The sequence below is a fragment of the Streptomyces sp. NPDC033216 genome (assembly GCF_055577115.1).
Map to the genome: position 1 here is coordinate 66,049 of NZ_JBVIQK010000020.1, position 20,791 is coordinate 86,839.

The 20,791-nt window shown below is 70.5% G+C and carries 20 protein-coding genes; 17 read left to right on the plus strand and 3 right to left on the minus strand.

The window, feature by feature from the left end:
* Positions 1–3 precede the first annotated feature (3 nt).
* From ACZ5Y0_RS28790 to ACZ5Y0_RS28810, 5 genes are all read left to right on the plus strand, one after another.
* Positions 4–1,746 carry a serine/threonine-protein kinase gene (locus ACZ5Y0_RS28790; protein WP_469131603.1) on the plus strand — a complete coding sequence of 581 codons (1,743 nt, stop codon included), beginning with the start codon at positions 4–6 and terminating at the stop codon, positions 1,744–1,746.
* A 98-nt stretch (positions 1,747–1,844) separates the two neighbouring features.
* Positions 1,845–2,636 carry a prepilin peptidase gene (locus tag ACZ5Y0_RS28795; RefSeq protein ID WP_469131604.1) on the plus strand — a complete coding sequence of 264 codons (792 nt, stop codon included), beginning with the start codon at positions 1,845–1,847 and terminating at the stop codon, positions 2,634–2,636.
* A 72-nt stretch (positions 2,637–2,708) separates the two neighbouring features.
* Complete coding sequence (mqnC, locus tag ACZ5Y0_RS28800) at positions 2,709–3,908, plus strand: cyclic dehypoxanthinyl futalosine synthase (protein ID WP_469131605.1); 1,200 nt, start codon at positions 2,709–2,711, stop codon at positions 3,906–3,908.
* A 7-nt stretch (positions 3,909–3,915) separates the two neighbouring features.
* Positions 3,916–4,368, plus strand: a complete 453-nt coding sequence (locus ACZ5Y0_RS28805; RefSeq protein ID WP_469131606.1) for an imidazolonepropionase-like domain-containing protein — start codon at positions 3,916–3,918, stop codon at positions 4,366–4,368.
* Between the two features lie 280 nt (positions 4,369–4,648).
* Complete coding sequence (locus tag ACZ5Y0_RS28810) at positions 4,649–5,344, plus strand: demethylmenaquinone methyltransferase (protein WP_469131607.1); 696 nt, start codon at positions 4,649–4,651, stop codon at positions 5,342–5,344.
* Here the strand turns inward: ACZ5Y0_RS28810 and ACZ5Y0_RS28815 are convergent.
* Together ACZ5Y0_RS28815 and ACZ5Y0_RS28820 are read right to left on the minus strand one after the other, a co-directional pair.
* The gene (locus ACZ5Y0_RS28815; RefSeq protein ID WP_469131608.1) at positions 5,331–5,720 is read right to left on the minus strand and encodes a PASTA domain-containing protein; all 390 of its coding nucleotides are present in this window, start codon (positions 5,718–5,720) and stop codon (positions 5,331–5,333) included. The genes ACZ5Y0_RS28810 and ACZ5Y0_RS28815 overlap by 14 nt on opposite strands.
* 120 nt (positions 5,721–5,840) lie before the next feature.
* A complete protein-coding gene (locus tag ACZ5Y0_RS28820; RefSeq protein ID WP_469131609.1) occupies positions 5,841–6,347 on the minus strand; it encodes a GNAT family N-acetyltransferase in 507 nt (168 codons plus the stop codon).
* A gap of 98 nt (positions 6,348–6,445) precedes the next feature.
* On the opposite strand from ACZ5Y0_RS28820, the gene ACZ5Y0_RS28825 reads away from it, so the two are divergent.
* Complete coding sequence (locus ACZ5Y0_RS28825; RefSeq protein WP_469131610.1) at positions 6,446–7,732, plus strand: geranylgeranyl reductase family protein; 1,287 nt, start codon at positions 6,446–6,448, stop codon at positions 7,730–7,732.
* A gap of 620 nt (positions 7,733–8,352) precedes the next feature.
* On the opposite strand, the gene ACZ5Y0_RS28830 is transcribed toward ACZ5Y0_RS28825, so the two are convergent.
* A complete protein-coding gene (locus tag ACZ5Y0_RS28830) occupies positions 8,353–9,174 on the minus strand; it encodes a C40 family peptidase (protein ID WP_469131611.1) in 822 nt (273 codons plus the stop codon).
* Positions 9,175–9,886: 712 nt separating this feature from the next.
* On the opposite strand from ACZ5Y0_RS28830, the gene ACZ5Y0_RS28835 reads away from it, so the two are divergent.
* From ACZ5Y0_RS28835 to nuoK, 11 genes are read left to right on the plus strand one after another with little or no spacing between them, the layout of a single operon-like run.
* Positions 9,887–10,246 carry an NADH-quinone oxidoreductase subunit A gene (locus ACZ5Y0_RS28835; RefSeq protein WP_007383963.1) on the plus strand — a complete coding sequence of 120 codons (360 nt, stop codon included), beginning with the start codon at positions 9,887–9,889 and terminating at the stop codon, positions 10,244–10,246.
* Positions 10,247–10,260: 14 nt separating this feature from the next.
* Entirely contained in the window at positions 10,261–10,815 is a 555-nt protein-coding gene (locus ACZ5Y0_RS28840) for a NuoB/complex I 20 kDa subunit family protein (RefSeq protein ID WP_057602796.1), read from the plus strand.
* Complete coding sequence (locus ACZ5Y0_RS28845; protein WP_469131612.1) at positions 10,812–11,567, plus strand: NADH-quinone oxidoreductase subunit C; 756 nt, start codon at positions 10,812–10,814, stop codon at positions 11,565–11,567. The genes ACZ5Y0_RS28840 and ACZ5Y0_RS28845 overlap by 4 nt, the downstream gene beginning before the upstream one ends.
* Complete coding sequence (locus ACZ5Y0_RS28850; RefSeq protein WP_469131613.1) at positions 11,564–12,940, plus strand: NADH-quinone oxidoreductase subunit D; 1,377 nt, start codon at positions 11,564–11,566, stop codon at positions 12,938–12,940. Before ACZ5Y0_RS28845 ends, ACZ5Y0_RS28850 begins: the two co-directional genes overlap by 4 nt.
* On the plus strand, positions 12,937–13,809 hold the full coding sequence (gene nuoE, locus ACZ5Y0_RS28855) for an NADH-quinone oxidoreductase subunit NuoE (protein WP_469131614.1): 873 nt from the start codon (positions 12,937–12,939) through the stop codon (positions 13,807–13,809). Before ACZ5Y0_RS28850 ends, nuoE begins: the two co-directional genes overlap by 4 nt.
* On the plus strand, positions 13,806–15,155 hold the full coding sequence (gene nuoF / locus ACZ5Y0_RS28860) for an NADH-quinone oxidoreductase subunit NuoF (protein ID WP_469131615.1): 1,350 nt from the start codon (positions 13,806–13,808) through the stop codon (positions 15,153–15,155). The genes nuoE and nuoF overlap by 4 nt, the downstream gene beginning before the upstream one ends.
* Entirely contained in the window at positions 15,152–17,659 is a 2,508-nt protein-coding gene (locus ACZ5Y0_RS28865) for an NADH-quinone oxidoreductase subunit G (RefSeq protein WP_469131616.1), read from the plus strand. Before nuoF ends, ACZ5Y0_RS28865 begins: the two co-directional genes overlap by 4 nt.
* The gene (nuoH, locus tag ACZ5Y0_RS28870) at positions 17,656–19,017 is read left to right on the plus strand and encodes an NADH-quinone oxidoreductase subunit NuoH (protein ID WP_469131617.1); all 1,362 of its coding nucleotides are present in this window, start codon (positions 17,656–17,658) and stop codon (positions 19,015–19,017) included. Before ACZ5Y0_RS28865 ends, nuoH begins: the two co-directional genes overlap by 4 nt.
* Positions 19,010–19,651 carry an NADH-quinone oxidoreductase subunit NuoI gene (gene nuoI, locus ACZ5Y0_RS28875; protein ID WP_469131618.1) on the plus strand — a complete coding sequence of 214 codons (642 nt, stop codon included), beginning with the start codon at positions 19,010–19,012 and terminating at the stop codon, positions 19,649–19,651. Before nuoH ends, nuoI begins: the two co-directional genes overlap by 8 nt.
* The gene (locus tag ACZ5Y0_RS28880) at positions 19,648–20,490 is read left to right on the plus strand and encodes an NADH-quinone oxidoreductase subunit J (RefSeq protein WP_469131619.1); all 843 of its coding nucleotides are present in this window, start codon (positions 19,648–19,650) and stop codon (positions 20,488–20,490) included. The genes nuoI and ACZ5Y0_RS28880 overlap by 4 nt, the downstream gene beginning before the upstream one ends.
* Positions 20,487–20,786: an NADH-quinone oxidoreductase subunit NuoK gene (gene nuoK, locus ACZ5Y0_RS28885; RefSeq protein ID WP_003974374.1), complete on the plus strand. Its 300-nt coding sequence runs from the start codon at positions 20,487–20,489 to the stop codon at positions 20,784–20,786. Before ACZ5Y0_RS28880 ends, nuoK begins: the two co-directional genes overlap by 4 nt.
* Positions 20,787–20,791 lie beyond the last annotated feature (5 nt).

A 20,791-nucleotide genomic window follows, 5' to 3' on the forward strand; every position in this document is an offset into this window, starting at 1 on the left:
GTCATGCAGCCGCTCGGTGTCGACGAACCCACCGAGGTGGGGCCCTACCGGCTGCTCGGCCGACTCGGCTCCGGCGGGATGGGCCGCGTCTACCTGGGCCGCAGCTCCGGAGGCCGGACGGTCGCCGTGAAGATCGTGCACCCCCACCTCGCGCTCGACGAGGAGTTCCGCGCCCGCTTCCGCCGCGAGGTCGACGCCGCCCGGCGGGTTGGCGGGGCCTGGACCGCGCCCGTCCTGGACGCCGACGCGACGGCGAACGTCCCCTGGGTCGCCACGGCCTACGCCGCCGGACCCTCGCTGGCCGCGGCGGTGGCGGACGGCGGCGCCCTGCCCGAGCACACGGTACGGGTGCTGGGGGCGGGCCTCGGCGAAGCGCTCGCGACCGTACACGGACTGGGCCTCGTGCACCGGGACGTCAAGCCGTCCAACGTCCTGCTCACCGTGGACGGCCCGCTGCTCATCGACTTCGGCATCGCCCGCGCGACGGACGGCACCGCGTCCCTCACCTCCACCGGCGTCTCGGTCGGCTCCCCCGGCTACATGGCGCCCGAGCAGATCCTCGGCACGAGCGTCTCCGGCGCGGCCGACGTCTTCTCCCTCGGCGCGGTACTGGCGTACGCGGCGACCGGTGAACCCCCGTTCCCCGGTGACTCCTCGGCCGCCCTGCTCTACAAGGTCGTCCACGAGCAGCCCGAACTGGGGTGCCTGGAGGGCGGGTTGCGCGACCTGGTCGCGGCCTGCCTGGCCAAGGACCCGGCCGCCCGGCCGGCCCCCGCGGAGGTCGCCCACCGGCTCGCTCCGGAGGGGGCGGCCCGGCTGGTCGCCTCGGGCTGGCTGCCGGGGAGGCTGGTCGAGCAGGTGGGGCGGAGCGCCGTACAACTGCTGAACCTGGAGGTGACGGGGGCGGGCACCGGGGCGGGTCCGGTGTCCGGACCGGTGGGGTTCAGCAGCGCTTCGGTGGGGGAGGCGCAGGCTCCGGTCACGGCGGGGCAGTTCGGGCCGGCGTCGGCCACGGTGCAGGCGGCGCGGGCTCCGGCCCCGGTGGGGGAGTTCGGGCCGGCACCGGTGATGCCGGATGCGGGGCCGGCGGCGCCGGGTGCGACGCCCGCGGTGTCCGTGCCGGGGGTCGCCGACGGCGACGGGCGGCCCGGCGGCCCCGGCAGGGTGTCCCTCTCCCTCGCGGCGGCCGCGACGCCCGGCGAGGACGGGCGCGGGCGGCGGCTGAGCTGCACCCTGGCACTCGCGGTCGCGGGCGCGCTCGCGGCGGTGACCGTGGGCTCGGTGCTCGTCCTCGACCTGATGCCGGGCTCGGGCTCCGACGACAACGACAGCGCCGCGGGCGACGACGCGTCCTCCCGGCCTCCGGCGGCCACCGCCCCCCCTGCCCCGTCCGGGGCGGTCCCCGCCGCCTACGTCGGCACCTGGGAGGGCCAGGGCAGCGGTCTGGGCGGGCGGCTCCCGATGGGCACCTTCCGCCTCACGGTGAAACAGGCCGCCGTGGGAGAGGAGTTGGGGCGTCTGCGTCAGACGGACGTGCTCGGCGGCGTCTGCCTCGACGTCCTGACCCTGAAGAAGACGACCTCGAAGGAACTGATCGCCACCTCCGTCGGCGCCGAGACCAACCACAGCGGCTGCAACCCGGCTGCCCACACGGTGCGGTTGGCGCGGACGGGCGACGATCTGACGTACCGGTCGCAGAGTTCGGCCGAGGGCGATCCGGTGGCGCGGATGACACGGGTCGACTAGGGCGTGTGTCGTGCGTGCCAGGCGTCGCGGGACGGACGGGCCTTTCGAGACGCGCCCTGGCCGGCACCTCGGATGACGAACCAGGAGAGGCGGAGTTCTTGACCGTCGCATCGATCGACGCCCTGCTGACCGCCCTCGCCGTGGTGTGGGGCGCGGCGACGGGAGCGGTGCTGCCCCGGGCGGCGTACCGGTTCTCGGTGGAACTGGAACTGGAACTGGAACTGGAGGAGGGAGAGGGGGAGGGGTCCGGAGCCGTCGAACCGGGTTGGCATCGGGCCTGCCCCGCCGGGCACCCGCTGCGCGGCTGGCTCGGTCCCGCCCGCTGTCCGCGGTGCCCCGATTCGCCGTACGGCCCCGGCGCCCCGCGTCTCTCCCTCGTCACCGCGCTCCTGTGCGCCGGCCTCGCGCTCGCCACCGGGATCCGGCCCGAGTTGGCCGTATGGCTGGCGTTGGCGCCCGTCGGCGTGCTGCTCGCGGCCGTCGATCTGCGGGTGAGGCGGCTGCCCGACCCCCTGACCCTGCCCCTCGCGGCCGCCGCCCTCGCCCTGCTCGGCGTGGCCGCGCTGCTGCCCGAGCACGCCGGTGACTGGACGACGGCCCTGCTGGGGTCCCTCGCGCTCGGCGCCGGCTACCTCGTGCTGCACCTCATCAATCCGGGCGGCATGGGCTTCGGTGACGTGAAGCTCGCCCTCGGCGCGGGCGCGGTCCTCGGCTGGTACGGCTGGGCGACGGTCATGCTGGGGACCTTCGCCGGGTTCCTGTTCGGCGCGCTGTACGGCGGCGTGCTCCTGCTCGCAGGCCGGGCCGGGCGCAGGACGGCGATCCCGTTCGGGCCGTTCCTGATCGCCGGTGTGTACGCCGGTGTGCTGATGGGGGCGTACGCGGCCTGAGGTGAGCCGGTCGAAGGCGCTGGCGTAGGCTGGCCGGGTCCGTCCACAACCCTTGACGAAAGGGACGCTCCGGTGACCGAGAAGGCCGACCTTCAGTCCGTCCTCGACCGTGCCGCCGAGGGTGGGCGGATCACCCCCGAGGAAGCGCTCGACCTCTACCGTGACGCGCCCCTGCACGCGCTGGGCTCCGCCGCCGACGCCGTACGCCGCCGCCAGTACGCCGGCATCGAGCACATCGCGACGTACATCATCGAGCGGAACATCAACTACACGAACGTGTGCGTCACGGCGTGCAAGTTCTGCGCCTTCTACGCGGCGCCGAAGGACACGGCCAAGGGCTGGACCCGCGACCTGGACGACATCCTGCGCCGGTGCGCGGAGACCGTCGAACTCGGCGGCACCCAGATCATGTTCCAGGGCGGACACCACCCGGACTACGGCGTCGAGTACTACGAGAAGCACTTCTCCGCCATCAAGAGGGAGTTCCCGCAGCTCGTCATCCACAGCCTGGGGGCGAGTGAGGTCGAGCACATGGCGCGGATCTCGAAGGTGTCCGTCGAGGAGGCGATCCAGCGCATCCACGCCGCGGGTCTCGACTCCTTCGCCGGTGCCGGCGCCGAGCTGCTCCCCGCCCGCCCGCGCAAGGCGATCGCCCCGCTGAAGGAGTCCGGCGAGCGCTGGCTGGAGATCATGGAGACCGCGCACAACCTCGGCGTGGAGTCCACGTCGACCATGCTGATGGGCACCGGGGAGACCAACGCCGAGCGCATCGAGCACCTGCGGATGATCCGTGACGTACAGGACCGGACGGGCGGCTTCCGCGCCTTCATCCCGTACACCTACCAGCCCGAGAACAACCACCTGAAGGGCCGCACCCAGGCGACCCTCTTCGAGTACCTGCGGATGATCGCGATCGCCCGCCTCTTCCTCGACAACGTCCGTCACATCCAGGGCTCCTGGCTGACCACGGGCAAGGAGGTCGGCCAGCTGTCGCTGCACTACGGCGCGGACGACCTCGGCTCGATCATGCTGGAGGAGAACGTCGTCTCCTCCGCCGGTGCCAAGCACCGCTCCAACCGCCTGGAGATCATCGACCTGATCCGCAAGGCGGGCCGCGTCCCGGCGCAGCGCGCGACGACGTACGAGCACCTCGTCGTGCACGACGACCCGGCGAACGACCCCGTCGACGAGAGGGTCGTCTCGCACATCTCCTCCACCGCGATCGAGGGCGGCACCGCGCACCCCGAGCTGAAGCTGCTGGCCTCCAACTGACCCGCCCGTGCTGACGATCCACGCGGCGGACGAGGTCCGCCACGTCTGGGACGACGACCCGGCGCCGGTCGGGGGCGGTGCCGTCGCCGTCCAGGGGATCCGGGTGGCGGGTGTGGGGCCCCTCGCGGAGCTGGAGGCGCGGTTCCCCGGCGCGCGGGTCCGGCACTGGCCCGGTGTGCTCGGTCCCGCGCACATCCACGACGGTCCCCTGCCGGACGCCCCGAGCCCGCGCGAGCGGATCCACGCGGTGCTGAAGCTCGGCGCGGTGGCCGTCCTCGCCGAGCACGCCGGCTCACCCGAACTCCGGTCCGCCGCCGAGCGCAACGACGTCGTGGTGCTGTCGCGGGTCCGGCCCACCGCGATCGTCGAGAACGGCCGCGCCGACCTCGCCGTCTTCGACGAGAACGGCACGTGCGTCGCCACGGTGTGTGCGGGGCGACTGGTGCACCGACGGCGGTGATCGGCCGTGCGGTGACCGGTCGGCTGCCGCCGCGGCGTGACCTGCCGGGTGTCCAGGGGCCTGCCGGGTGTCCAGAGGACGGTGACCGGTCATGTGGTGACCGGTCATGTGGTGACCGGTCGGCTGCGTCCGGCGGCGCCGGCCTGCGGGGTGCCTCAGCCCTCGCCAGGCGGAGAAGACCTCCGCGAACGCCGGCGGACTCTGCTCCACCCCACTGCAATGGGTCATCGCGTCGAGGCTGCTGCCATGACGGCCGACCCCCTGCTGCCACAATGGGCGGGTGACCCGTGCTTCCCTGAACAAGCAGCCCCGCGAAGTCGCCTCCATGTTCGACCGCGTGGCGGAGCGGTACGACCTCACCAACGACGTCCTCTCGCTCGGCCAGGACCGCAGATGGCGCAAGGAGGTCGCGCGCGCGGTCGACGCCCGTCCCGCGCAGAAGGTCCTCGACCTGGCCGCGGGCACGGCCACCTCCTCGATGCCCTTCGCCCGCACCGGCGCCTACGTCGTCCCCTGCGACTTCTCCCTCGGCATGCTCCAGGTCGGCAAGCAGAAGCATCCCTGGCTGCCGCTCACCGCGGGCGACGCGACGAAGCTGCCTTTCAAGGACGACACCTTCGACGCCGTCACCATCTCCTTCGGGCTGCGCAACGTGCAGGACTTCGACGCGGCCCTGCGGGAGATGTACCGGGTCACGCGGCCCGGCGGACGCGTCGTGATCTGCGAGTTCTCGCACCCGACCTGGGCGCCGTTCCGTCAGGTCTACACCGAGTACCTGATGCGGGCGCTGCCCCCGGTCGCCCGCGCGGTGTCCTCGAATCCCGACGCGTACGTCTATCTCGCCGAGTCCATCCGCGCCTGGCCGGACCAGCCGGCCCTCGCCGAGCACCTGCGCGGGGCCGGCTGGTCCAAGGTCGCCTGGCGCAACCTCACCGGCGGCGTGGTCACCCTGCACCGGGGCTTCAAAGTCGACTGAGCCACCCGACGGCCGGGCGCTCCCCGCCCGCGGCTACCTGGGGACCGGGCTCGAAGAGGTCTTCCGGCGCGTGCGTTTCGCGCCGCATCCCGCAGCTGCCCGGCGCCGGCAGCCGCGGCTCGCGGACGCCCGCGCCTCCGCCGCCCTCCCCGTCGGCGAAGTCGAACCACACGGTGACGACGGCCCCGCGCGGCACCTCGGCACCGGGCGGCGGGCACTGCCGTACGACGTGGTCGACGACGGTGCGGTGGAAGTCGGGCCGGTCGGGCGCGGCCAGCAGCACTCCCCGCGCGGTGGCCGCTTCGCGCGCGTCCCTGGCCATCAGGCCGACGAGCCTCGGTACGCGCACCTCGGGTGGTGTGGGTCGTATGCGCACGGATGTCACCCCCAGCGGTACCGGCAGCGCAACCGCCGGGGGGGGGGGTGCCGTCGGGCAGCTCTCGGTATCTTCCGTGACGATCCACTACTGAAGGTCACGAAAGGGGAGTCGGGGCCTCTACAGGTCCAGCCGGTAGCAGTGCCCCTCCTGCCCCGACCCAGGGGTGGTGAACACGTCGGCGCGCCGCATGCCGAGCCGCTGGGTGACGGCGATGGACCGGGTGTTGCGCGCGACGACCATGGCCACCACGCTCGGCACCCCCGCGTCCCGCACCCGCTCCAGCGTCATCCGCGCCGCCGCCGTGACGTACCCCCGGCCCCAGTACTCCCGGCCGAGCCGCCAGCCGATCTCGATCTCACCGGTCGGGCCCCACTCCCGCTCCCAGGGCTGGGCGCCGGTGAAGCCGATGACCCGTCCCGACTCGTCGAGCATCGTCCACAGGCAGAATCCGCGCTCGGCGTCGTGCCGGCGCTGGCGGGCGGTGAGCTCCTCGTAGACGGAGAGCCCCGCGGAACGGCCGCCGTGGAACTCCATGACCTCGGGATGGTCGAAGACCCGGTGCCACGCGACCGCGTCCTCGTCCGTGGGGACGCGCAGCCGTACTACGGGCGGAACTCGGTTCACGGGGGCAGCCCTTCAGCAGGTCGATCAATTCTCCCGAATAGACTGCCCATGTCCAGTGCCGGTCGGCACGTAGTTCCGAACCTTGGGGAGAACCCGCCGTGACCGAGCCCCTCTCCGAAAACAGCGCCGACGTGATCGTGGTCGGCGCGGGGCCAGCGGGCTCCACGACCGCGTACCACCTCGCCAAGGCCGGTCTCGACGTACTCCTGCTGGAGAAGACCGAATTCCCGCGCGAGAAGGTCTGCGGCGACGGCCTCACCCCGCGCGCCGTCAAGCAGCTCGTCGCCATGGGGATCGACATCTCCGAGGAGGCCGGCTGGCTGCGCAACAAGGGGCTGCGCATCATCGGCGGCGGCGTCCGCCTCCAGCTGGACTGGCCGGATCTCGCCTCCTTCCCGGACTACGGCCTCGTCCGCAAGCGGGACGACTTCGACGAGCAGCTCGCCCGCCAGGCCCAGAAGGCGGGCGCCCGCCTCTACGAGCGCTGCAACGTCGGCGCGCCCATCGTCGACGACCGCACCGGCCGGATCACCGGCGTGCACGCCAAGCTCGGCGAGGAGAAGCGCGAGGTCACCTTCCGCGCCCCGCTCGTCGTCGCCGCCGACGGCAACTCCACCCGCCTCTCCCTGGCGATGGGCCTGCACCGCCGCGAGGACCGCCCGATGGGCGTCGCGGTGCGCACCTACTTCACCAGCCCCCGCCACGAGGACGACTACCTCGAGTCCTGGCTCGAACTCTGGGACCGGCGAGGGCCGGGCGAGGACCGTCTGCTGCCGGGCTACGGCTGGATCTTCGGCATGGGCGACGGCACCTCCAACGTCGGCCTGGGCGTCCTCAACACCTCCGACTCCTTCAAGGAACTGGACTGGCGCGAGGTCCTGAAGGCCTGGTGCGCCTCCATGCCGCAGGACTGGGGCTACACGCCGGACAACATGACCGGCCCCATCCGCGGCGCCGCACTGCCGATGGCCTTCAACCGCCAGCCGCACTACACCCGCGGCCTGCTGCTCGTCGGCGACGCCGGCGGCCTGGTGAACCCCTTCAACGGCGAGGGCATCGCCTACGCCATGGAGTCCGGCCAGCTCGCCGCCGACGTCATCGTCCAGGCCCACGCCCGCTCGACGCCTTCGGGCCGCGAACTCGCGCTCCAGCGCTACCCCCGCGTCCTCAAGGACACCTACGGCGGCTACTACACACTGGGCCGCGCCTTCGTGAAGCTCATCGGCAACCCGAAGGTCATGAAGATCGCGGCCCAGCGCGGCCTGACGCACCCGCTGCTGATGAAGTTCACGCTCAAGATGCTCGCCAACCTCACCGACCCCACCGGCGGCGACGCCATGGACCGCATCATCAACGGTCTGAGCAAGGTCGCTCCGAAGGCCTGACCGGGCGGGTGCGGCGACGGCGTGGCGGGGCTGTGCGGGCCGTGCGCCCGCGGCGGAGCCACCGACGCGCACCGGGCGGCACCGGCGCGGTCCCGGGCGGCCGTACGGCCGGTGGCGGTGTGATCAGGCGGTGAGCGTCCGCCGCCCGGCGGCCCGGCGGGCGGGGACCTCCTCCCGTCGGTCCGCCACCTGCCGCGGCTCCTTCTGCCCCCGCCGGGAGAGCCGGAGCGACTCCTCAGGGGTCCGGCGCCGGAGCCGGTCGACGCGGCCCGCAGGCGGCTGCTCGAAGACATCGAGAGCCGGCGGTCCGGGAGCCGGCCTCGCGGCGAACCACGGGGCCGATCTGCGACTGTCCGTCCACGCCCGCCGGACCATACCGGTTCCCGGCGTGCCGGACACCTCGTTCGTCAACGACGGCACGGGGTCCTTCGTGTGATCGAGGACGTTCGGTGCTTCACGTGATCGAGGGGGCGGGGGGCCTTCGCGCGGTCGAGGGGGCGGGGGCTTCTTCGCGCGCTGCCTCGCCCGCCGGAGCGGCCGGGTGAGAGAGCCCGAAGGGCCGCAGCCCCCGAGCGGCTGCGGCCCTTCCGGATGGGTCCGTGCGTGCGGACCGGCGCGTGTCAGAGCACGCGCACCGCACCCGACGCCGGGTAACCGGACAGATCCTGGATCACCACGCCCTTGGACGGGTTGGCCGCGTCGAGGTACTGGCCGCCCCCGATGTAGACGCCCACGTGGTACGCGGAACCCTTCCCGCCCCAGTACAGGATGTCGCCGACCTGAAGGTCGGACAGCGACACGTCCGTGCCGAACATCGACTGGTCCTGCGAGACGCGCGGGAGGTCCACACCGACCTCACGGAACGCGGCCTGCACCAGGCTCGAACAGTCCCAGGCGTTGGGGCCGGTGGCGCCCATGACGTACGCGTCGCCCACCTGTGCCCGGAGGAAGGAGATGACCGTCGCGACGCTGCCGCTGGCCGGAGCGGAGACGGTCGTCGAGGTGGACAGGGTGGTCCGCTCCGAGGAACGGGACACGGCGGCCTCAGCGGCAGCCTTGCGGGCCTCCTCGGCCTTCTTCTTCTTCGCCTCGGCCTTCTTGGCGGCGTCGAGGTCCTTCTTGGCCTCCTTGGCGGCCGCGGCGGCGGCCGCGTCGCGCTCCGCCTCGAGCTGGTAGTTCGCGGCGGCCTGCTGCGTGGCGTTCGCGGACTGTGCGACCTGTGCGGCCACGTCGCCCGTCAGGACGGGCAGTTCGAGCGTCTGCGTCACCGGCTCGGCGGCGTTGGCCGATCCGGCCGCGGCGGCCACGGCCAGCGAGCCGAGAACACCACTGGCGACTCCGGCGCGCATCGCGATCGTCGACGCGCTGCGGCGGGGTTTCCGGTGGCTGCGTATGTGAGCGGTGTGGGACATGGGTACAAGCGGTATCAGGGGCTCCTCCATACCTTCAAGAAACGTGTGCTGCGCCACAATTACTCAATGGGGACCCCGAACACCTGCCGCAGCGCTCTTCACTGACGCCGTAACGGACAAAGCGGACTCGGGCGATCATGCCTGTGATCATGGGCTTTCGTCGTTACGTCCGGATTGCTCCGCGCCTACCACTGGTGGAGATCGTTGGCCAAGCCCGGCTCTCGGGCGCCACCCGCGAGTGTGGCGGAGGTCACGGAACGATTAACGGAGAGCCCGCGTCCGCCGCGTGCGGCACGACCGGTTCCGCTCGTGAACGCGCGCACGCGTCCACACCGGTCCCCGCGACTCCCTCTGATGTGTGAACGCGCCCTCTATCAAGACACCCCGCCCCATGCCAATTTGCATGCAGCAGAACCCTCTTGATATAGAGACGCCCCTCGCGACCTGCGGTGACGAGCGAAAATGTCACTTCTTGTGATCACTCTGACGCTTCGCGTACGAAGATCACTGCTGATATGACTTCATGATCCTTCGTCAGGTGGTGGAGATCACAAAGCTTGTGCAATACCCCGTGTCGCAGATCACAGAGCGGCAGGCATAGGATGCGAGGCAGTTGGGCTTGTGACCTGCTTCACATGTTCGCGATCTTCGTCAGGACGGCGAGGGCCGCGGAGCCGGTGAGGCGGATTGCGAGTCCCCGACATCGCCAGCAGTCAGTGCCGACTGAGAGGAGCGAGGAGCGGTGAACGCGTATGCGCCCATCCTCGTACTGGGAGCCCTCGGGGCAGGCTTTGCGATCTTCTCCGTGGTCATGGCCACGCTGATCGGGCCGAAGCGGTACAACCGCGCCAAGCTCGAGGCCTATGAGTGCGGTATCGAGCCGACCCCCACGCCGGCCGGCGGCGGGCGCTTCCCCATCAAGTACTACCTGACGGCGATGCTCTTCATCGTCTTCGACATCGAGATCGTCTTCCTCTACCCCTGGGCCGTCACCTTCGACGCCCTCGGGGTTTTCGGGCTCGTGGAGATGTTGCTCTTCGTGCTCACCGTCTTCGTCGCCTACGCCTACGTGTGGCGACGCGGCGGCCTGGAATGGGACTGAGGGGCCTTTAAGTCATGGGACTCGAAGAAAAGCTGCCGAGCGGTTTCCTGCTGACCACCGTCGAGCAGGCCGCGGGCTGGGTGCGCAAGGCGTCGGTCTTCCCCGCCACGTTCGGCCTCGCCTGCTGCGCCATCGAGATGATGACCACCGGCGCCGGCCGCTACGACCTGGCGCGCTTCGGCATGGAGGTCTTCCGGGGTTCGCCCCGCCAGGCGGACCTGATGATCGTGGCCGGCCGGGTCAGCCAGAAGATGGCGCCGGTGCTGCGGCAGGTCTACGACCAGATGCCGAACCCGAAGTGGGTGATCTCCATGGGGGTGTGCGCCTCCTCGGGCGGCATGTTCAACAACTACGCGATCGTCCAGGGCGTCGACCACATCGTCCCCGTCGACATCTATCTCCCGGGTTGCCCGCCGCGCCCCGAGATGTTGATGGACGCGATCCTCAAGCTCCACCACAAGATCCAGAACTCCAAGCTGGGCGTGAACGCCGAGGAAGCGGCCCGCGAGGCGGAGGAAGCGGCGCTCAAGGCCCTGCCCATGATCGAGATGAAGGGGCTGCTGCGGTGAGCGACGCCAACGGCACCGGCGCGGGCGCCGAGGGAACCAACCCCGACAAGGACCTCTCCGCCTCCAACCTCCCCGGCCAGCGCGGCCAGGGCGGCGAGGAGATCCGCGTGCAGCGCGGCATGTTCGGCGCCAACAACGGTGGCGACACCTCCGGTTACGGCGGCCTGGTCCGCTCGGTACGCCTGCCCGGTGCGACCGCCCGCCCCTACGGCGGCTGGTTCGACGAGGTCGCCGACGAACTCGAGGGCGCGCTGGAGGAGCAGGGGCTCCTCCCCGAGAACGCGATCGAGAGGACGGTCGTCGACCGCGACGAACTCACCTTCCACATCGAACGCGAACACCTGGTCCGCGTCGCCCGCACCCTGCGCGACGACCCGGCCCTGCGCTTCGAACTCTGCACAGGCGTGAGCGGTGTCCACTACCCGAACGACAAGGGCCGCGAACTGCACGCCGTCTACCACCTGCGCTCGATCACCCACACCAGGGTGATCAGGCTCGAGGTCAGCGTCCCGGACTCCGACCGCCACATCCCGTCCCTGGTCTCCGTGTATCCGACCAACGACTGGCACGAGCGCGAGACCTACGACTTCTTCGGGATCGTCTTCGACGGTCACCCGGCCCTGACGCGGATCATGATGCCGGACGACTGGCCGGGCCACCCGCAGCGCAAGGACTACCCCCTCGGCGGCATCCCCGTCGAGTACAAGGGCGCCCAGATCCCGGCTCCGGACCAGCGGAGGTCGTACTCGTGAGCACTCCCCACCCGTCGCCCGGCCACCACCCCTCATCGAGTCCCTCCGGGGCCACCTCCTCGACGGCATCGGCACGCGAGACCACCGAGGGCACCGTGTACACGGTCACCGGTGGCGACTGGGACGAGGTCGTGCAGTCCGCGGCCCGCGCCGACGACGAACGCATCGTCGTCAACATGGGGCCCCAGCACCCCTCCACCCACGGTGTGCTCCGCCTGATCCTGGAGATCGACGGCGAGACGGTCACCGAGGCCCGCTGCGGCATCGGCTACCTGCACACCGGCATCGAGAAGAACCTCGAGTTCCGCACGTGGACGCAGGGCACCACCTTCGTGACGCGCATGGACTACCTGACGTCCTTCTTCAACGAGACCGGCTACTGTCTCGCCGTCGAGAAACTCCTCGGCATCGAGGACCAGATCACCGAGCGAGCCAAGATCATCCGGGTCCTCCTGATGGAGCTGAACCGGATGTCCTCGCACCTGGTGTGCATCGCCACCGGTGGCATGGAACTCGGTGCCACCACGATCATGATCTACGGATTCCGTGATCGTGAACTGATTCTCGACATCTACGAACTCATCACCGGCCTGCGGATGAACCACGCGTACATCCGCCCCGGTGGACTCGCCCAGGACCTCCCGCCCGGCGCGGTGGACCAGATCCGCGAGTTCGTGAAGAAGATGAAGAGGAACCTCCCGGAGTACGACAAGCTCGCCACCGGGAACCCCATCTTCAAGGCCCGCATGCAGGACATCGGCTACCTCGACCTGGCCGGCTGCATGGCCCTCGGCGCCACCGGCCCGATCCTGCGCGCCACGGGCCTGCCGCACGACCTGCGCAAGAGCCAGCCCTACTGCGACTACGAGACGTACGACTTCGACGTCCCGACCGCCGACTCCTGCGACGCCTACGGCCGCTTCCTGATCCGCCTGGAGGAGATGCGCCAGTCGGTCAGGATCGTCGAGCAGTGCCTGGACCGGCTCCAGCCCGGCCCGGTCATGGTGCCCGACAAGAAGATCGCCTGGCCCGCCCAGCTCGCCCTGGGCCCGGACGGTCTCGGCAACTCCCTCGACCACATCAAGAAGATCATGGGCACCTCCATGGAGGCCCTGATCCACCACTTCAAGCTGGTCACCGAGGGCTTCCGGGTCCCGCCGGGGCAGGCGTACGCGGCCGTCGAATCCCCCAAGGGCGAACTCGGGGTGCACGCCGTGTCCGACGGCGGCACGCGCCCCTACCGGGTCCACTTCCGCGATCCGTCCTTCACCAATCTTCAGGCCATGGCGGCGATGTGCGAAGGCGGCCAGGTCGCCGACGTGATCGTCGCCGTGGCGTCCATCGACCCCGTGATGGGAGGCGTCGACCGGTGACCACCTCTTCTTCCGAGCGGGGCGTCAGCCTGGGCATGCCCGAGCTGCCCGCGCCCGCCTACCCGGACGACGTCCGAGCCCGGCTGGAGACCGACGCGCGCGAGATCATCTCCCGCTACCCCGACTCCCGCTCCGCGCTCCTGCCGTTGCTCCACCTCGTGCAGTCGGAGGAGGGACATGTCACGCGCACCGGGATGCGGTTCTGCGCGGACGTACTGGACCTGACCACCGCCGAGGTCACCGCGGTCGCCACCTTCTACACCATGTACCGGCGCCGGCCGAGCGGTGACTACCAGGTGGGCGTCTGCACCAACACCCTCTGCGCGGTGATGGGCGGGGACGCCATCTTCGAGGCGCTCCAGGACCACCTCGGCGTCGGCAACGGCGAGACCACCGACGACGGCAAGGTCACCCTGGAGCACATCGAGTGCAACGCGGCCTGTGACTACGCGCCGGTCGTGATGGTCAACTGGGAGTTCTTCGACAACCAGACCGTGCAGAGCGCGAAGCGCCTGGTGGACGACCTGCGCGTCGGCCGTACCGTCTCACCCACGCGTGGGGCGCCGCTGTGCACCTTCAAGGAGACCGCCCGGATCCTGGCGGGCTTCCCCGACGAGCGCGAGGGCGCCGTCGACGCGAGCGGCAGCGCGGGACCGGCGTCGCTGGTCGGTCTTCGCCTGGCGAAGGGAGAGACCGCACCGGCGCGCGTGGTCCATCCACGCGACGGCGGACCGCACGACGCGCCGCAGGACCGGACCGTGCACGACCCGTCGCCGTCGCAGCACCTCAGTTCGCACGACGCGCCGCAGGACACGTCGGCCTCCGACCCGGCCCACCCGGCAGGGCCCACCGCCGAGGAGGGGGAGTGATGACCTTGGCAGCCGAACTGAAGGACACCGGCCCCGAGAAGCTGCTCGCGCCCGTGCTGTCGGCCTTCTGGGACGAGGACAGGTCCTGGACGCTGGACGTCTACCGAAGGCACGAGGGGTACGAGGGACTCCGCAAGGCGCTCGCCATGTCGCCGGACGACCTGATCGCGTACGTGAAGGAATCCGGTCTGCGCGGCCGCGGTGGCGCGGGTTTCCCCACGGGAATGAAATGGCAGTTCATTCCCCAGGGAGATGGAAAGCCGCACTATCTGGTCGTCAACGCCGACGAGTCGGAGCCGGGAACCTGCAAGGACATCCCGCTCCTCTTCGCGAACCCGCACAGCCTCATCGAGGGCATCGTGATCGCGTGCTATGCCATCAGGTCGTCTCATGCCTTCATCTATCTGCGGGGTGAAGTCGTCCCGGTTCTGCGGCGGTTGCACGAGGCCGTGCGCGAGGCCTACGCGGCGGGCTTCCTCGGCGAGAACATCCTGGGCAGCGGACTCGACCTCGAACTCACCGTGCACGCCGGCGCCGGCGCGTACATCTGCGGTGAGGAGACCGCGCTGCTGGACTCGCTCGAAGGCCGCCGTGGCCAACCGCGGCTGCGTCCCCCTTTCCCTGCCGTCGCGGGCCTCTACGCGTGCCCGACTGTGGTGAACAACGTCGAGTCGATCGCGTCGGTTCCCGCCATTCTGCAGAACGGGAAGGAATGGTTCAGGTCGATGGGCAGCGAGAAGTCCCCGGGCTTCACGCTCTACTCGCTCAGCGGCCATGTCGCCAGTCCCGGCCAGTACGAGGCCCCCCTCGGCATCACCCTCCGTCAGCTCCTGGAGATGAGCGGCGGCATGCGACCGGGCCACCGCCTCAAGTTCTGGACACCGGGCGGGTCCTCGACCCCGATGTTCACCGACGAGCACCTCGACGTCCCTCTCGACTACGAAGGAGTGGGTGCCGCGGGCTCCATGCTCGGCACGAAGGCACTCCAGTGCTTCGACGAGACGACCTGCGTCGTGCGAGCGGTCACCCGCTGGACCGCGTTCTACGCCCACGAGTCCTGCGGCAAGTGCACACCCTGCCGTGAAGGCACCTACTGGCTGGTGCAGCTGCTGCGGGACATCGAGGCAGGCAAGGGCGCCATGTCCGACCTCGACAAGCTCAACGACATCGCCGACAACATCAACGGCAAGTCCTTCTGCGCCCTCGGCGACGGTGCCGCCTCGCCGATCTTCTCCTCGCTCAAGCACTTCCGCGAGGAGTACGAGGAGCACATCACGGGCCGCGGCTGCCCCTTCGACCCGGCCAAGTCGACGGCCTGGGCCGACCGCACGGAGGTGAACGCATGACGGTGACCACCAGCGCTCCCTCCGGGGGCGGAGAGGCGGCTCTCCCGCCGGAAGAACTCGTGACGCTGACCATCGACGGCGCGGAGATCAGCGTGCCCAAGGGCACCCTGGTCATCCGGGCCGCCGAACAGCTCGGCATCGAGATCCCGCGCTTTTGCGACCACCCTCTCCTAGACCCGGCCGGCGCCTGCCGCCAGTGCATCGTCGAGGTCGAGGGCCAGCGCAAGCCGATGGCCTCCTGCACGATCACGTGCACGGACGGGATGGTGGTGAAGACCCAGCTCACCTCTCCGGTGGCCGAGAAGGCCCAGCACGGCGTGATGGAGCTGCTCCTCATCAACCACCCGCTGGACTGCCCGGTGTGCGACAAGGGCGGCGAGTGCCCCCTCCAGAACCAGGCCATGTCGCACGGCAACGCCGAATCCCGCTTCGAGGGCCGCAAGCGGACCTACGAGAAGCCCGTCCCGATCTCGACGCAGGTACTGCTCGACCGTGAGCGGTGCGTGCTGTGCGCCCGGTGCACCCGGTTCTCCAACCAGGTCGCCGGCGACCCGATGATCGAACTGATCGAGCGGGGTGCGCTCCAGCAGGTCGGCATCGGCGAGGGCGACCCCTTCGAGTCGTACTTCTCCGGCAACACCATCCAGATCTGTCCGGTGGGCGCGCTCACCTCGGCGGCCTACCGGTTCCGTTCGCGGCCCTTCGACCTGATCTCCACGCCGTCCGTCTGCGAGCACTGCTCGGGCGGCTGCGCGACGCGCACGGACCACCGGCGCGGCAAGGTCATGCGGCGGCTCGCCGCCGACGACCCCGAGGTCAACGAGGAGTGGATCTGCGACAAGGGGCGGTTCGCGTTCCGGTACGCGCAGCAGCGCGATCGGCTCGGCACCCCGCTCGTGCGCAACGCCGAGGGCGACCTCCAACCCGCCTCCTGGCCGGAGGCGTTGCAGATCGCCGCCCAGGGACTGCTCGCCTCGCGCGGCAGGACGGGCGTCCTGACCGGCGGCCGTCTGACCATCGAGGACGCCTACGCGTACAGCAAGTTCGCGCGCGTGGCGCTCGACACCAACGACATCGACTTCCGCGCGCGGGTGCACAGCAGCGAGGAGGCCGACTTCCTGGCGTCGAGAGTGGCGGGCCGCGGCCGTGACCTCGACGGCAGCGGGATCACGTACACGACGCTGGAGAAGGCGCCCGCCGTCCTGCTGGTCGGGTTCGAGTCCGAGGAGGAGGCGCCCGGCGTCTTCCTGAGGCTGCGCAAGGCCTGGCGCAAGCACGGGCAGAAGGTGTTCTCGCTGGCCACGCACGCCACCCGAGGCCTGGAGAAGGCCGGCGGCACGCTGCTGCCGGCCGCTCCGGGCACCGAGACGGAGTGGCTGGACGCCCTGTCCAGCGGCGTCGGCCTGGAGGACGAACCGGGGAGCAGGGCCGCCGAGGCGCTGCGCGCCGGGGGCGCCGTGATCATCGTCGGCGAGCGGCTCGCCGCCGTCGCCGGCGGTCTCACCGCCGTCGTACGGGCGGCCGCCGCCACGGGGGCGGACCTGGTGTGGATTCCGCGTCGGGCGGGGGAGCGGGGCGCCATCGAGGTGGGCGCGCTGCCGTCGCTGCTGCCGGGCGGACGTCCGGCCACCGACCCGCGCGCGCGGGAGGAGGTGGCGGCCGCCTGGGGCGTCGGCGAACTCCCGCTGCGCTACGGCCGGGACACCGGGCAGATCATCGAGGCCGCCGCCCGCGGCGAGCTCCAGGCACTGCTCGTCGCCGGGGTGGAGGTCGCCGACCTGCCCGACCCGGCGCGCGCGCGTGAGGCGCTCGCCGAGGCCGGTTTCGTGGTGTCGCTGGAGCTGCGGCCCGGCGAGGTCACCGCTCACGCCGACGTCGTACTGCCCGTCGCCGCGGTCGCCGAGAAACCGGGATCCTTCCTGAACTGGGAGGGCCGGGTGCGCTTCTTCGAGGCCGCGCTCAAGCCCGAGCAGATGACGCGCCGTCTGGCACCGTCCGACGCGCGGGTGCTCCAGATGCTCGCCGACGCCATGGACGTCCATCTGGGCCTGCCGGACCTGCGCACCACGCGCGCGGAGCTGGACCGGCTCGGCGCCTGGGACGGCCCGCGGGCCACCGCACCGCTGGACACCGCGGGCGTCCTGCCGCGGCCCGCCGCCGGTGAGGCCGTGCTCGCCGGACACCGCCTGCTGCTCGACCAGGGCCTCCTCCAGCAGGGCGACGAGGCGCTCGCCGGGACCCGGCACGCCGCCCACGCGCGCGTGTCCGCCGCCACCGCCGCCGAAGCCGGCGTCAAGGACGGCGACGTACTCGCCGTGACCGGCAGCGCCGGAACGGTGGAACTGCCCGTGGAGATCACGGAGATGCCCGACCGGGTGGTGTGGCTCCCGCTGAACTCCACCGGTGGGGGCGTCGCCTCCGACACCGGGGCCCGGCCCGGCTCCCTCGTCCGCATCGGCCCGGCGACGCTCGCCGCCGAAGCCCCCAAGGAGGTGGAGGCATGAGCCCGTACCTCGCAGCTGAAGACCTCTCGATGTTCGGCCGCGACCCCTGGTGGCTGGTCGTGATCAAGGCGGTGTTCTGCTTCGCCTTCCTGATGCTGACCGTGCTGTTCTCCATTGTCTGGGAGCGCAAGGTCGTCGCCTGGATGCAGCTGCGCATCGGCCCCAACCGGCACGGCCCCTGGGGCATGCTCCAGTCGCTCGCCGACGGCATCAAACTGATGCTCAAGGAAGACCTCGTCGTCAAACGCGCCGACAAGGTGGTGTACGTCCTCGCACCGGTCGTCGCGGCCATCCCGGCCTTCATGGCGATCGCGGTGATCCCCTTCGGCCCGGCCGGCAACGAGATCTCGATCTTCGGCCAGCGCACCACGATGCAGCTCACCGACCTGCCGATCGCGATGCTCTACATCCTCGCGGTCGCCTCGATCGGCATCTACGGCATCGTCCTGGCGGGCTGGAGTTCCGGATCCACCTATCCGCTGCTGGGCGGTCTGCGTTCCTGCGCGCAGATGATCTCGTACGAGATCGCCATGGGCGCCGCCTTCGCCTCGGTGTTCCTCTACTCCGGGTCGATGTCGACGTCGACGATCGTCGAGCAGCAGCAGGACCGCTGGTACATCCTCCTGCTGCCGGTCTCCTTCATCCTCTACATCGTCACCATGGTCGGCGAGACCAACCGCGCCCCCTTCGACATGCCGGAGTCCGAGGGCGACCTGGTCGGCGGCTTCAACACCGAGTACTCGTCGATCAAGTTCGCGATGTTCATGCTCGCCGAGTACGTGAACATGGTGACGGTCTCGGCCGTGGCGACCACCCTCTTCCTCGGCGGCTGGCGGGCTCCCTGGCCGGTCAGCACCTTCTGGGAGGGGGCGAACCACGGCTGGTGGCCGATGCTCTGGTTCGTCGTCAAGGTGCAGCTGCTGCTGTTCTTCTTCATCTGGCTGCGCGGCACGCTGCCCCGGGTCCGCTACGACCAGCTGATGAAGCTCGGCTGGAAGGTCCTCATCCCGGTCTCGGTGGTCTGGCTGATGCTCGTCGCGACCGTGCGGACCCTGCGCAACGAGAACTACGACTTCGCCGACATCGCCCTCTACGTGGGCGGCGGCGTCCTCGTTCTGCTGCTGCTCTCCTTCATCGCGGACATGTTCCGCGACCGCGGCAGGCAGGAGAGTGCCCCCGTCGAGCCCACCGGATTCGACCCGATGGAGGGCGGGTTCCCCGTGCCCCCGCTGCCCGGACAGGAGCTGCCGCCGGTGCCCAGGCGCCGGTCGCGCCGGGAGCGGGAGCTGATTGTCAGTGGCGGGGTCGATACTCACAGTGACGGATCTCTGGATGGAAAGGAGGCGTCCGATGGCTGAGGAGCCCAAGGAGACCACACCCGGTTTCCAGAATCCGGTGGCCGGCTTCGGCGTGACCTTCAAGGCCATGTTCAAGAAGCGGCTCACCGAGCAGTACCCCGAGCAGCAGAAGACCACCGCTCCGCGGTTCCACGGACGGCACCAGCTCAACCGCCATCCGGACGGCCTGGAGAAGTGCGTCGGCTGCGAGCTGTGCGCCTGGGCCTGCCCCGCCGACGCCATCTACGTCGAGGGAGCGGACAACACCGAGGAGGAGCGCTACTCGCCGGGCGAGCGGTACGGGCGCGTCTACCAGATCAACTACGCCCGCTGCATCCTGTGCGGACTGTGCATCGAGGCCTGCCCCACACGCGCGTTGACGATGACCAACGAGTTCGAGCTGGCCGACAGCAGCCGCGCCAATCTGATCTACACCAAGGAGCAGCTGCTGGCCGGCCTGGACGAGGGCATGGTCGACAGTCCGCACGCCATCTACCCCGGCATGGACGAACAGGACTACTACCGGGGTCTGGTGACGGAGGCCGCGCCCGGTACCGAGCGGCAGGTCGCCCTCTCCGCGGGCGAGGTCCCGCAGGAGGCGGCGTCCACGTTCGGCGAGGGTGAGCCCGCCTCCGGGGAGGTGATCGGCCGATGAGCGCACAACTCGCCGCCTACTCCACCTCCACCGGCGAGGCGTTCCAGTTCTGGGTGCTGGGCACCGTCGCGGTGATCGGCGCCCTGTGCACCGTCTTCATGCGCAGAGCCGTGCACAGCGCTCTCTGCCTCGCCGGCACCATGATCATCCTGGCGGTGTTCTACCTCGCCAACGGCGCCTACTTCCTGGGCGTCGTACAGATCGTCGTCTACACCGGCGCGATCATGATGCTGTTCCTGTTCGTGGTGATGCTCGTCGGCGTCACCGCCGCGGACTCCCTGAAGGAGACCATCAAGGGCCAGCGCTGGCTGGCCCTCGTCTGCGGTCTCGGCTTCGGCATCCTGCTGGTCGCCGGCATCGGCAACGCCTCCCTGACCGAGTTCGGCGGTCTCGCCGACGCCAACGCGGGCGGCAATGTGGAGGGCCTCGCAACCCTCATCTTCACCAAGTACGTCTTCGCCTTCGAGATCACCGGCGCGCTGCTCATCACGGCAGCCGTCGGCGCCATGGTGCTCACCCACCGCGAGCGCACCGAGCGGGCGAAGACGCAACGCGAGATGGCCGAACAGCGCGTCCGCGAGGGCGTCCACCTGCCGCCGCTGCCGGCGCCCGGGGTGTACGCCCGGCACAACGCCGTGGACATCGCCGGCCTGCTGCCCGACGGCACGCCGTCCGAACTCACCGTCAGCAAGACGCTGCGGGATCGAGGCCAGATCCGGGACGTGTCCACCGAGGCGCTCAACGACCTCAGGGCGCTCGAGCAGCGCGCCGAGGAGCGTCTGGAACGCACCCCGACCGAGCCGCCGACCTTCAAGCGGGCCGAGGAGGCGTCGAAGTGAACCCCGTCAACTACCTCTACCTCGCCGCCCTGTTGTTCACGATCGGCGCCACGGGCGTCCTGATCAGGCGCAACGCGATCGTCGTGTTCATGTGCATCGAGCTGATGCTCAACGCCTGCAACCTCGCCTTCGTCGCCTTCTCCCGCATGCACGGCAATCTCGACGGCCAGATCATCGCCTTCTTCACGATGGTCGTCGCCGCAGCGGAGGTCGTGGTGGGCCTCGCGATCATCGTGTCGCTGTTCCGCTCCCGCCACTCGGCCTCGGTCGACGACGCCAGCCTGATGAAGCTGTAAGGGGT

Bases quoted from the DNA above. Each gene is read 5' to 3' on its own strand.
- ACZ5Y0_RS28790 (WP_469131603.1), top strand. From the start codon at position 4: ATGCAGCCGCTCGGTGTCGACGAACCCACCGAGGTGGGGCCCTACCGG.
- ACZ5Y0_RS28830 (WP_469131611.1), bottom strand. From the start codon at position 9,174: ATGGAGGAGCCCCTGATACCGCTTGTACCCATGTCCCACACCGCTCAC.
- ACZ5Y0_RS28840 (WP_057602796.1), top strand. From the start codon at position 10,261: ATGGGACTCGAAGAAAAGCTGCCGAGCGGTTTCCTGCTGACCACCGTC.
- ACZ5Y0_RS28865 (WP_469131616.1), top strand. From the start codon at position 15,152: ATGACGGTGACCACCAGCGCTCCCTCCGGGGGCGGAGAGGCGGCTCTC.
- nuoH (WP_469131617.1), top strand. From the start codon at position 17,656: ATGAGCCCGTACCTCGCAGCTGAAGACCTCTCGATGTTCGGCCGCGAC.
- nuoI (WP_469131618.1), top strand. From the start codon at position 19,010: ATGGCTGAGGAGCCCAAGGAGACCACACCCGGTTTCCAGAATCCGGTG.
- ACZ5Y0_RS28880 (WP_469131619.1), top strand. From the start codon at position 19,648: ATGAGCGCACAACTCGCCGCCTACTCCACCTCCACCGGCGAGGCGTTC.